This window comes from Gemmatimonadaceae bacterium, from assembly GCA_036273715.1.
Taxonomy (GTDB): Bacteria; Gemmatimonadota; Gemmatimonadetes; order Gemmatimonadales; family Gemmatimonadaceae; genus JADGGM01.
The window spans coordinates 16,073-28,297 of the sequence record DASUHB010000038.1 but is presented as its reverse complement, the minus strand read 5'-3'; the positions used below and the strand labels follow the sequence as shown (position 1 = coordinate 28,297).

At 69.1% G+C, this 12,225-nt stretch carries 11 protein-coding genes; 10 read left to right on the top strand and 1 reads right to left on the bottom strand.

The window, feature by feature from the left end; translation table 11 throughout:
* Positions 1–65 precede the first annotated feature (65 nt).
* From VFW04_09255 to VFW04_09210, 10 genes are all read left to right on the top strand, one after another.
* A complete protein-coding gene (locus VFW04_09255; GenBank protein HEX5179504.1) occupies positions 66–1,001 on the top strand; it encodes a proline dehydrogenase family protein in 936 nt (311 codons plus the stop codon).
* A 24-nt stretch (positions 1,002–1,025) separates the two neighbouring features.
* Positions 1,026–1,415 (top strand): hypothetical protein, encoded by a 390-nt coding sequence (locus VFW04_09250; GenBank protein HEX5179503.1) that lies wholly within the window; start codon positions 1,026–1,028, stop codon positions 1,413–1,415.
* Positions 1,399–2,340 (top strand): ribosome small subunit-dependent GTPase A, encoded by a 942-nt coding sequence (gene rsgA / locus VFW04_09245; GenBank protein ID HEX5179502.1) that lies wholly within the window; start codon positions 1,399–1,401, stop codon positions 2,338–2,340. Before VFW04_09250 ends, rsgA begins: the two co-directional genes overlap by 17 nt.
* A gap of 13 nt (positions 2,341–2,353) precedes the next feature.
* A complete protein-coding gene (locus VFW04_09240) occupies positions 2,354–4,138 on the top strand; it encodes a chloride channel protein (GenBank protein ID HEX5179501.1) in 1,785 nt (594 codons plus the stop codon).
* Positions 4,139–4,309: 171 nt separating this feature from the next.
* Positions 4,310–4,852 carry a sigma-70 family RNA polymerase sigma factor gene (locus VFW04_09235; protein HEX5179500.1) on the top strand — a complete coding sequence of 181 codons (543 nt, stop codon included), beginning with the start codon at positions 4,310–4,312 and terminating at the stop codon, positions 4,850–4,852.
* Complete coding sequence (locus tag VFW04_09230; protein HEX5179499.1) at positions 4,849–5,577, top strand: hypothetical protein; 729 nt, start codon at positions 4,849–4,851, stop codon at positions 5,575–5,577. Before VFW04_09235 ends, VFW04_09230 begins: the two co-directional genes overlap by 4 nt.
* Before the next feature lie 11 nt (positions 5,578–5,588).
* Positions 5,589–6,962, top strand: a complete 1,374-nt coding sequence (locus VFW04_09225; protein HEX5179498.1) for a HEAT repeat domain-containing protein — start codon at positions 5,589–5,591, stop codon at positions 6,960–6,962.
* Positions 6,949–8,211 carry a HEAT repeat domain-containing protein gene (locus VFW04_09220; GenBank protein HEX5179497.1) on the top strand — a complete coding sequence of 421 codons (1,263 nt, stop codon included), beginning with the start codon at positions 6,949–6,951 and terminating at the stop codon, positions 8,209–8,211. The genes VFW04_09225 and VFW04_09220 overlap by 14 nt, the downstream gene beginning before the upstream one ends.
* Before the next feature lie 8 nt (positions 8,212–8,219).
* On the top strand, positions 8,220–9,020 hold the full coding sequence (locus VFW04_09215) for a HEAT repeat domain-containing protein (GenBank protein HEX5179496.1): 801 nt from the start codon (positions 8,220–8,222) through the stop codon (positions 9,018–9,020).
* Positions 9,021–9,140: 120 nt separating this feature from the next.
* Positions 9,141–10,442 carry a Xaa-Pro peptidase family protein gene (locus VFW04_09210; protein HEX5179495.1) on the top strand — a complete coding sequence of 434 codons (1,302 nt, stop codon included), beginning with the start codon at positions 9,141–9,143 and terminating at the stop codon, positions 10,440–10,442.
* On the opposite strand, the gene VFW04_09205 is transcribed toward VFW04_09210, so the two are convergent.
* Complete coding sequence (locus VFW04_09205) at positions 10,439–12,181, bottom strand: thiamine pyrophosphate-binding protein (protein ID HEX5179494.1); 1,743 nt, start codon at positions 12,179–12,181, stop codon at positions 10,439–10,441. The two genes, VFW04_09210 and VFW04_09205, sit on opposite strands and share 4 nt — an antisense overlap.
* Positions 12,182–12,225 lie beyond the last annotated feature (44 nt).

Genomic DNA, 12,225 nt, shown 5'->3' with positions numbered 1-12,225 from the left:
CCGCCGCGCGTCTGTAAGGCATTCATCGGCCGAGTCGCATTCTCCGTCCCCGATCATCAGACGACATGCTGCGTCGAACTTTCCTCTATCTGTCCAACCAACCTCGGCTGTTCCACTTCGTGCGTCACAACGGCATGGCGAAGAAATTCGCGTCGCGGTTCGTTGCCGGGGAAACGCTGGACACGGCGCTGGCAGCCGTGCGCCAGCTCAATGCCCGGAAGATTCGCGCGTCGCTCGATTTGTTAGGCGAGAGCGTGACCAACGAAGCGGAGGCGCGCGCGGCGAGCCGGTCGTACCTGCAGATGCTCGACCGGATCAATCAGGCTGGAGTCGATGCGAACGTGTCGGTGAAGCTCACGCAGATGGGACTCGACATCAGCGAAGAGCTGTGCGTCGACATCATGCAGCAGATTCTCGAGCGTGCACGCAGCTACCGCACGTTCGTGCGGTTGGACATGGAGGGCAGCGACTACACCGATCGCACGCTCCGATTGTTCGAGGACCGGTTGTATCCGAGCTTCGCGGAGAACGTCGGCATCGTGTTGCAGAGCTATCTCTACCGCACGCAGGCGGACGTGGAGCGGGCGATCCAGCTCAAGTGCCGCGTGCGGTTGTGCAAGGGCGCGTACAATGAGCCGGCGACGGTCGCGTTTCCGGAGAAGCGCGACGTCGATGCGAATTACGTGAAGTGCATGCAGCAGCTCCTGCTGAACGGCAACTATCCGGGCATTGCCACGCATGATCCGGCGATCCTGGCGCAGGCCAAGCGATTCGTGCGCGCGCAGAGCATCCCGCCGGAGCGCTTCGAATTCCAGATGCTGTACGGCGTTAGGCGAGACCTGCAGGATCAGATCGTGCGCGACGGGTTCAATATGCGGGTGTACGTGCCGTTCGGCACACAGTGGTATCCGTATTTGATGCGCCGGCTCGCGGAGCGTCCGGCGAATGTCGCGTTCATCACGGGCAACATGGTTCGCGAGCTCCTCGCGGGCCGGCACTGATGCATTGGCCGGCGCGGATGCGTCGTGGGTAGGTTTCTTCCACCCGATCACTCGAAAGGCGACGAGCGGACGCTCGGCGGCTACACGGCGGTGCACGCGCGGCCGCCTGCATTCGAAGGACGCGATGGCCGCTCGTACAGTGTGTCGATCGAGACGGACGCGACCGGCGATGCGGCGGCGCCCGTTGGTGCGTATCTCTTGTTTGTGCAGTGGAGTCCGGGCGAGCCCCGGGTGAGCGGCCATCTGGAAACGGACTTTCTGGAGCGGGCCGCGACGGAGGACGAGGCGCGCGAGCGCGTCGGCGCGCTGCCGCTCGAGCGGGTGCGCGAGATGCTCGACGCGTTGATCGCCGAACGGGCGCCTAACGCAGATCGCCCCTGGTGGGACGTGATGCGTGATGAGGACGGCGCGTGAGCGCGCCGGTACCAGCGTGAAGGCGGTCGTGCTCCGCGGATCGGGGGGCGTCTGGCGGGTGCGCGACGCCGCGGGTGCGGAGCACGAGGTCTCGCTCCGCGGCCGGGTCAAGCAGCGGGCCTCGTCAAAGCTCGTGGTGGGCGACGAGGTCGATCTCGAGCGCGACGCGCGGGACGGCACCTGGGCCATCGCCGAGATTCTGCCGCGCCGCTCGCGGCTGGCGCGGCGCGCACCGGGGGGTGCGCACGGGGAGCGCGTGGTCGCGGCCAACGTGGATCAGATGGTGGTCGTGTTCGCGGCGGCGCATCCGACGCCTAACGCACGGATGCTGGACCGGTTCCTCGTCATCGCTGCGGCCAACGACGTGCCGGCGCGGATCGTGATCAACAAGCGCGACCTCGCTCCGGACGATGCGCGCGATGTCTTCTCGCCGTATGCCGCCGCGGGATACCCGGTGCACGAGACGAGCGTGTCCACCGGGCAGGGCCTCGGAGCGCTCCGCGATGTGTTGAGCGGCCGGGTGTCTGCGCTCACGGGTCCTTCGGGCGTGGGGAAATCGTCGCTGCTCAACGCGATGTATCCGGGACTGGCGCTCCGCGTGGGCGAGATCAGCCGATCGGTGGACAAGGGGAGGCACACGACGGTCGGCGTCACGATGCATCCGCTGCCGGACGGCGGCTACGTCATGGACACGCCCGGGCTGCGCGAAGTGGGCGTATGGAACGTGGCGCCGTACGAGCTGGATCGGTGCTTTCCCGAGTTCCGGCGGTTCATCGCCGAGTGCCGGTTTCGCGACTGCAGGCATCACGACGAGCCGGGGTGCGCGGTCCGCGCCGCGGTGGAGGCGGGCGGCGTCGCCATCCAGCGCTATGACAGCTTTCGCCGATTGATGGTCGAGCTCGAGGCGGCGCCGCCTAACCGATGATCGCTCTCCGATAATGGATCGCAGCCGTCCGCTCCACTTCCGTGAGGCGCTGCTCTCGCGTTTGGGCACGCCGTGGGCACGGGTGGTGACGCTGTTCGCGCGCGCCGATTGGGACGAGGGCGCCTTGCTGATGGGCTTCGCGCTGCTCATCGGCGTCGGCGCGGGGTTAGGCGTCGTCGGCTTCTACCATTTGATCGATGCCGCGTACGATCTCTTCATCACCATGGTCGGGACGCGGTTGCACATCACGACGCACGTGGCGTATCGGCCGGCGCTCACGGCGCTGGGGCTGTGGGCGGCGTGGGCGCTCGTACGCCGCATTCCGGACGGACAGAACGTCGCCGACGTACAACTGGCCGTCGCGAAACGCGGCGGTGTGCTGGGGTGGCGGGACATCCTGGTCCGCACGCTGGCGTCGGCGGTGACGTTGGGATCGGGCGGCTCGGCCGGAAGCGAAGGCCCGACGGCTGTGTTAGGCGCCGGCATTGGTTCGATCATCGGCCAGGGGCTGCGATTCGAGCAGCGGCGCCTGAAGATTCTCGTCGGCTGCGGCGCCGGCGCCGGGATTGCGGCGGCATTCAACGCGCCATTCGCCGGCGCGTTTTTCGCGCTCGAGGAAGTACTCGGGTCATTCTCCATCGGGGCATTCAGCCCCGTGGTCATCGCGAGCGTCGCCGGCGCGCTCACCGTGCGGCCGTTCCTCGGCTCGCATCCGGCATTTCACATTCCGGCTTACGGCACGATCCGTCCGGCGGCAATCTTCGTCTTTTATCCGCTGTTGGGCATCGTGTGCGGCCTCTGGTCCGCGTTCTATACGCGGACCTTTTTTGCGACGGCGACGGCATTCTCGAGGGCGCGGGGCCCGCGGTGGTTGCGGCCCGTGGTCGGCGGCCTGATCGTCGGGCTCATCGTCTATGCCTCCGGCGGACTGCTCGTCGGCAACGGACACCTTGCGATTCCGACGCCCATTTTCGGCGGCATCGCGTGGTATTTCCTGTTAGGCATCGCGCTCGCCAAATCGGTGGCCACCGCCGTCACGCTCGGCTCCGGCGGATCGGGCGGCGTCTTCACCCCCACGTTGTTCATCGGCGCAGCGTTGGGCGGCGCCATGGGACGCATCGGCTATCTGAGCTTCCCCAACTTCGGGCTCCATCCGCAGGCGTGGGCGCTCGTGGGGATGGCTGGATTGGTGGCCGGCGCGAACCGCGCGCCCATCACCGCCATCTTCATGGTGTTCGAGATGACGAACGATTACCAGCTCGTGCCGCCGTTGATGCTGGTGTCGGTCATCGCGTTCGCCGTCGCCCGCAAGGCCGCGCCTTACGGACTATATGATGGATGGCTCGAGCGCCGCGGCGAGCATCTCGCACACGGCGCCGACCGCGCGCTGATGGATCGCATTCGCACGGCGGAGGCCCTGGATACGCATCCGATTGTCGTGCGCCCATCGGACACGCTGGCCGACGTGATTGCCGCGGCCGGACGCACGCGGTATCCGACGCTGCCGGTGGTCGACGTCGATGATGTGCTGCTCGGCGTGATCACGTACGATGGACTGCGGCAGGCGATGCTGGATCGCGGCGTGCTGGCCGGCGTCGTGCTCGCGGCCGACCTCGCCGCTCCGACCGAGGTGGTATTGCCATCCGATTCGCTCGCCGTCGCGCTGCGAAAGATGAATGCCCGCGCGATCGAGGTCATTCCGGTCGTGATGAGTGAATCGCATCCGCGGATCGTCGGCATCTTGAGCCGGGCGGATGTGCTCGCCGCGTACGAACGGCAGCTCATGCACGAAGTCTGACCGCCCGGCCGAGGTTCGCAATCGCCGGCTAATACAGGGCCGGTCGGGCGGCGGCCGCCGGGTACGGGTCGGGCCGGCGCACCACGCAACCCTTCTCGCGCGGGTCGTGTCCCAAGGACAAGTCACTGCGTGGGATCGCGTTCGCCCACGACTGTTTGCGACCGAGGTTCGGTGGACGAAGCGGATCTCCTAACCAGAGCCCGAGCCGGCGATCCCGCGGCCGAGCGCGCGCTGTACGACGCGCACGTCGACCGTGTCTATCGGCTCGCGTACCGGTTGGCGGGGAGCGACGATCTCGCGCAGGACTTCACGCAGGAGACGTTCATCCGCGCGTTCGCCCGGTTAGGCGACTTTCGCGGCGACTCCAGTTTCGGGACGTGGCTGCACACGATCGCGCTGTCCGTCTCGATGAATGGACTGCGGAAGGTGAAGCGGTTCCGGACCCGCGAGGCCGATCTGGATGAAGCGCGGAACCACGGGTGGACGGCCAGGCGGTCGGAGCCGGACCTCAAGCAGCGGCTGGCGGCGGCGATCGATGCGCTGGCGCCGGGGTTTCGCGCGGTGTTCGTGATGCACGACGTGGAAGGATACACGCACGAGGAGATCGGTACTGCGTTAGGCATACAGCCGGGGACGTCCAAGGCGCAGCTTTCACGGGCGCGCGCCAGGCTGCGCGAGATGCTCTCGGATTTTGCCGGAGAATGGACCGCATGAGCGACGACAAGTTCGACGAATTCCTGCAGCGTGCGGCGCGCTCGTATCACGAGCCCCCGCCGGCGCCGCGCGAGGCGATGTGGGCCCGCATCGACGCCGAGCGCCGGGTGCGCCGGCTGGCGCCGGTGTCGCCGCGGCGGCGGTGGTGGCTCGGCGCCACGGCGCTGGCCGCCACGCTTCTGTTAGGCATCGCGTTGGGCACCTGGATCGCGGGCCGGAGGGGCGCGCCGGGCGGCGCGCCGGCGGCCATCGCGCTGGGGCCGGCTGCGTCGCCGGCGGCGCCGGTGCCGGCCGCACCGCTCGGACCGGCGCCCGCGCCGCACGCGGCGAACGCCCGCAGGGCGCCGGCATCGGGCGGACCCGCATCGGTGACCTTCGACGCGGCGGCCGCCGATCACCTCGGCCGCGCCGAAGCGTTGCTCACCACGTTCAACACGGAGTCCGCGCACGGCGACCTCGACCCGCAGATCGGTGCATGGGCCGGCGATCTCCTCACGACGACGCGGCTCCTGCTCGATTCCCCGCGGGCGCGCGATCCACGCACGCGCACGCTGCTGAGCGATCTGGAAGTGGTGCTCGCACAGATCGCCCAACTCACGTCCCAACCGGATTCGCAACGCGATGAGCTCGAGATCATCGAACAAGCGGTCCGCAGCCAAAACATGATGACCCGACTTCGCGACGCGACGCCCCCCGGGAATGTCGTCGTCACGACTGGCTCCTGAGGAGAATCTCGATGCCGACCTTCTTGATGGTGTTGTCGTTCGTCCTGCTGATGGGCGCGCCGCGCCAACCGGCGTCAGCGCCTAACGCGAAACCGGCGCCGGCGCCGGAACGGTTCGCGACGCAGGCGCCGGCGGCGATGTTCCCCGGCGACTCCGCCGACTCGCTCTACCGGGTCGCGCGGAAGGCCATGAACGACGGCGACTATCGCCGGGCCGCCGCGGTCTTCCGCCGGATCGCCGAGGCGTATCCGTCGTCGCGCTACGCGGGCGACGCGCTCTACTGGCAGGCGTTCTCGCTCTACCGCCGCGGCGGATCCGGCGATCTCCGCGCGGCACTCGATGCGCTCGCTGCCCAACGATCCAGGTATCCCGCCGCCGCCACACACGGCGACGCGGCTGCGCTCACGGCGCGGATCAATGGGGTGCTGGCGCAGCACGGCGATCCCAACGCGGGCCAGGAAGTGGCGCGGCAGGCGGACAGCGCCGCGCACGGCTGCCCGAACGAAGACGATGACATGCGCGTGGCGGCGCTCAACGCGCTGATGCAGATGGATGCGCAGGAGGCGCTGCCCGTGCTGCGCAAAGTGCTCGCCCGGCGGGACGCGTGCTCGGAAGCGCTGCGGAAAAAGGCGGTGTTCATCGTCGCGCAGAAGCAGGACGACCAGAGCGCGGACATTCTGTTAGGCGTAGCGCGCGGCGATCCGTCGTCGGACGTGCGCCAGAGCGCCGTGTTCTGGCTCGGCCAGGTGTCGGGCGACCGGTCCGTGTCGCTGCTCGACTCGATTCTCACGTCGACCAAGGACGAGGATCTGCAGGACAAGGCGATCTTCGCGCTGTCGCAGCACAGCGGCGAGCGCGCGGGCAAGATTCTGCGCGATGTCATCACGTCGCCATCCACGTCGGAAGACGTGAAGTCGCGCGCGATTTTCGCTCTGGGCCACTATCGCGCCAACGCGAGCGACTTCGCCTACCTGCGCGACGTCTTCCCGACGCTTCACAGCGCGGACCTCGAGGCACAGGTCATTCAGTCGATCGCGCAGAGCGACGATCCGGACAACCGGCGCTGGCTGATCAACGTCGCGGATGATCCGCACCAGGACATCGAAGTCCGTAAGAAGGCGCTGTTCTGGGCCGGACAGGGTGGCGTGCCCATCGCCGATCTGTCGGCGATGTACGACCGCATGACCGACGAGCCGCTCAAGGAGCAGGTGATTTTCGTGCTGTCGCAGCGCGATGAACGTGAAGCGACCGACAAGCTGATCGACATCGCGCGCCACGACCGCAACGTCGAGCTGCGCAAGAAGGCCATCTTCTGGTTAGGCCAACGCGATGATCCGCGCGTCCGCAAACTTCTCGAGGAGCTGATCAACAATGATTCCATTTGATCGGGTGACGCGCGCGGCCTGGGTCGGGGCGGCCGCACTCGTGCTGCTCGGCGTGCCGACGGCGCGTGCGCAGTCCATCGCCGACCGGCTCCGTGGCGCATCGGGCGATGTGGAGATCCGGTTCGCATCCCGCCCGGGAGTGTGCGGCGACGGGGAAGGGTCGATGTCCTTCCGCCGCCCGGAGCGATCCGATGACCGCACCGACTGGAATTGCGAGCCGGGGCCGGTGCGTGTGCGCCTCACGGTGCACGATGGGTCGGTGCAGGCCATCCATACGCTCGTCGGGACGCGGCACCGGCCGATCCAGGGCCTAACGGACCTCGGCGCCGTCGGCGACCGTGATGCGGTCCAGTACTTTCTGTCGCTCGCCCGCACCGCCGACGTGCCCGTGGCGCGTGAAGCCGTGACGCCGGCGGCGCTCGCGGATTCGAGCACGGTCGCCCCCGAGCTGCTGGCGTTGGCGAACGAGCGCGCTCGGCCGATCGAAGTGCGGAAAAGCGCGCTGTTCTGGGCCGGCGAGGTGGACGAAGGCAACGTGAGCGCCGCGGTACAGCGCATCGCCGGCGATTCCACCGACGACCGGCGGCTGCGCGAGCAGGCGGTCTTCGTCCTGTCGCAGCTGCCGGATGGCGCCGGCATCCCGGCCCTCATCCGGGTCGCCCGGTCGAGCGCCGAGCCCTGGCTGGCGGCCAAGGCGACGTTCTGGTTAGGCCAGAGCGACGATCCCCGGGCGAGCCAGACGCTGCGCGAGCTGGTGACCAACGGCGACGTCCCGGACGAGGTGAAAGGCCAGGCGGTGTTCGTCCTCGGCCAGCACGACGCGCCGGAGGATCAGGCCTTTCTGCGACGCCAGTTCGATTCGTTAGGCAGCACCAAGCTGCAGGACCGCGTGCTCATGGGGGTGGCGCAGCACGGCGGCGCGGACGCCAAGGCCTGGTTGTCCGGCATTGTCACGGACAGCGCGCGGCCCGTGGACCTGCGCAAACGCGCGTTGTTCTGGGCAGGACAGAGCGACGCGCTCACGACCTCCGAGCTCAGCGCCCTGTACGATCGGCTGCAGGGCGATGCCATGCGGCGCCAGGTGATTTTCGTGCTGTCCCAGCGCGACGATTCCCTGGCGACCGACGCGCTCATGCGCATCGCGCGCTCGGATCCCGATCACGACCTGCGCAAGCAGGCGATGTTCTGGTTAGGCCAGAAGAACGATCCGCGCGTGGCCAAGTTCCTGACCGACATCCTCGAGCACTGAGGCGCCCCATGCGGTATCGACACATGCTGGCCGCGGCTGCCGCGGTGGCGTTAGGCGCCGGGCACGCGCCGGCGCAATCGATCGCGCAGCGGGTGAGCGGCGCCGGAGACGGGCTCATCCAACTTCGATTCGCCTCGCGACCCGGCGTGTGCGGCGACGGACGCGGCATGATCGCCGGCGGCGACCGCATGATGCTCGGCGACGGCGGGTGGTCCGACGGCAGTGGCGGCTGGCGCCGCCGATGTCAGCCGGGCCCGGTGCGTGTGGTGCTCAAAAAGACGAACGGCGCCATCGAACGGGTGAGCAGCTTCATCGGCGGCAACGATAGCAGTGCCGGCGTCCACGACCTCGGTACCGTCTCGGCGCCGGAAGCGGCAACGTATCTGCTCGCGCTCGCTCGCGACGCGGCGCACACCGTCGGCAATGGTGCGGTAGTCGGTGCCATCCTCGCCGACAGCGCCGCGCCCTGGCCCGCCCTCGCCGAGGTCGCGCGCGACGCGCACTCGCACGAGACGCGGCAGGACGCCGCCTTCTGGTTAGGCCAAGCCGCCGCGGCGCGCATCAAGGGGACCACCTTGTTCGGCGATCGCGGCGACGAGACGCCATCGGACGACGAAGAAGTGCGCGGTGAGGCGATCTTCGCGCTGTCACAGCAACCGCGCGACGAGAGTGTGCCGGCTCTGATTTCGGTCGCGCGCACGAATCGCGATCCGATGCTCCGAGGCAAGGCGCTCTTCTGGCTCGGCCAGAGCGGGGATCCGCGGGCGATCGACCTGTTCAGCCAGATCCTGGCCGGCGCGCAGCGGTAGGTCGGCGGTCTTCCGCGCGGGCGTCCTCGACATCAACTTACCGGCCGCGTCGCGAAATCGCGGCGCGCGCCGGACCTCTCCTCCGGGTGCGCGCCGCGACGCCTCTCTGCGGAGGACGTCATGGTGTCGAGACGGAAATTCCTCGGTGTCTCTGCGTTAGCCGTCGCCGGTACGGCGTGTCATTCGGCCGCAGCGCGCACGGAACCCGCGCCTGCCGATGGCGACGCCGCGCTGCCGCCGGCGATTGCCGCGCTCACATCGATGACGGCTCGCGCCCAACCGATCACGGTGGACGAGCGTCGCGCTCGCATCGAGAACGCGCGCGGCCTCATGCGGGACAACGAGCTGAACGCGATGATGCTCACGGGCGGCACGTCGCTCGACTACTTCACGGGCATCCAATGGGGACTGAGCGAGCGGTTGTTGGCGGTCGTGCTGCCCGTGCGCGGCAAGCCGCTTCTCGTGACGCCGGCGTTCGAGCACGCGCGCGCCATGGAGCAAGTGGCGGCCGGTCCGCTCGATACGGGGACCGACGTGATGACGTGGCAGGAGCACGAGAGTCCGTACGCGCTCGTCGCGCAGGGGCTGCAGTCGCGCGGACTCGCCACCGGTCGGTTAGGCATCGAAGAGACGGTGCGCTACGTCTTCAGCGACGGCGCGGCGCACGCGCTGCCGGCCATGACGCTCGCCAGCGCGACGCCGGTCACGGCCGGCTGCCGCATGGTGAAGACCGATCACGAGGTCGCGCTGATGCGGCTCGCCGCGGCGGTCACGCTCCGCGCGTACCACGCGGCGTGGCAATCGATCCGGGAAGGCATGACGCAGGAGGATGTGAGCACGATGATCGCCGCGGCGCATCGCCGGCAGGGTTTCGACGGCGAAGCGTCGGTGCAGGTCGGCGAATATTCGGCGCTGCCGCACGGCTCGCGAACGCCGCAGACGATCCGCGACGGCACCATCGTCATGATCGACGGCGGTTGCAAAGTGGAGGGCTACGTGTCGGACATCACGCGCACGTTCGTGCTCGGCGCGCCGACGGATGACATGAAGCGCGTGTTCGACATCGTGTATCGCGCACAGACGGCGGCGCTGCACGCGGCGCGGCCCGGCCTCGAGTGTCAGGCCGTCGACGCCGCGGCGCGCAAGGTGATCGTCGATGCGGGATACGGTCCGGACTACACGTACTTCGGCCACCGGTTAGGCCACGGCATGGGCATGGACGGACACGAGTGGCCCTATCTCGTCCGCGGCAACACGCTCGCCATGCAGCCGAACATGATGTTCAGCGATGAGCCGGGGATTTACATCCCGGGCAAGTTCGGCGTGCGCATCGAGGACGACATGCACATCACCGCCGACGGCGCCGAGCTCCTGACCCCGCGCAGCCCGTCGCTCGAACAGCCGTTCGGCCCCGCCGCCTAACGAACGGGCTGTGGCCGGCTGCCGCCGCCGGCCGTCATCCGGCGGCCGAGTGCGCGCAGCACGAAGCGGAGCCGGTCGCTCCACGGCAGCCGGCCGAAATTCGTCTTCACCACGCCGCGCGTGAAATACGTCGCGTGCGCGTAGTCGATGGCGGCCTCGACGACAACCGGACCGCCGCGCTCCGTGATCCCGGCTGCCTGATCGATCACGTCGGCGATTTCGAGATCGCGATCGAGGCGGAGGTACTGGACGCCGAGTCCGGCGCACAGCTGCTCGAGGTCGTAGTCGGGCACGCGGCTGGCGCTCTTCCTGCCTAACGCAATGGCCTGAACCTGCGCGATCTGTGCGAGCTCGTGGTCCCGCAGCACGATCACGGCGATGCCCACGTCGTGGCTGGCCGCCGTGAGCAGCTCCAGCCCCGTCATGAGGAACGCGCCGTCGCCGGTCAGGGCCACGCAGGGCGTTTCCGGGCACACGAGCTTGGCACCGATCGCCGCCGGCACGCTGTAGCCCATGCACGAGTAGTCGAGCGGCGCCAGAAACTGTCCGGCGCGCTCGAGGCGCAGGCACTCCATGGCGAGAAAGGTTCCGTTGCCGCTGTCGGTGGTGTAGGTGGTGGCCGGACCGAATCGGCGCTGCACGCCATCGAGCAGCGCGTGCGGGGTGACGCCGGCGGCGCTCGCCTGTTCGCGCCACGCGCGTTCGACGGCGGCATGTCCATCGCGGATCGCCGCACGCATCCTGGCGTCGATCGGGCGGTGCGTTAGGCGGGCGAGCAGCGCGTCGACAAACGCGCCGGCATCCGACACGATGGCGAGGTCGGTCTCCATGTTGCGTTCGAGCGCCGACTGGCCGATGTCGACATGGATCAGCGGGCGCCGCGGGACCGCGCCGTAGCTGCCGGTCGCGACCTCGCCGAAGCGACAGCCGATCGCCAGCGTGGCATCGCACTCGTGCGCGATGGAGCGCGCGAACGGCGGCGCGGCGTCGCCGAATCCCGGCCACAATGAGAGGGGATGCGATTCGGGGAACACTCCCTTGCCGTGCAGCGTCGTCGCGACGGGCGACTCGAGCGTCTCGGCGAGCGCGACCACCCTGGCGCCCCGCGCGCCGAAGCCGAGATACAGCAGGGGCCGGCGCGCTCGGGTGAGCATCGCGGCGGCGCGCTCCACGAGCTCGAGCGCGGGCTGCGGCGGCGCGGCGCCTAACGACAACGGCGGCGCGGCGTCGCCCTCGTGCGCGAGCAGGTAGAGCTCGGCGGGCACCTCGACGAACACCGGCCCGGGCACGCCCGCGCGCGCGATGCGACACGCCTCGCGCACGGTGCGATAGAGATCGGCGCCGTGCTCCGGGCGCAGCACGCTCTTGGTCACCGGCCGCACCAGCGCCGCCTGATCGATGTCGTGCAGCTGAAACGCCATGCCGATGTCGCGCCGCACGCCGCAGCCCAGCACGAGCATGGGCACGGTATCGAGGAACGCTTCGGCGATGCCGCTCAGCGCGTGCGTGAGGCCGGCACCGGGGACGAGCGCGGCGCAGCCGAGGCGCCCGGACGCGCGCCACACGCCGTCGGCCATGAACGACGCGCTCTGCTCATCGGTGACCAGAATCGGCTTGACGCGCGACGACCTCGCCAGCGCGTCGTACAGCTCGATCGTGTGCGTGCCGGGGATGCCGAAGGCGAACGGGACGTCCTCGTCCTCGAGCGCGCGGACCACGGAGTCGGCGCCGGTGGGCATGGCGCGCTGCCTAACGCAGGAGGCGCACCGGCGGCCGGGACGCC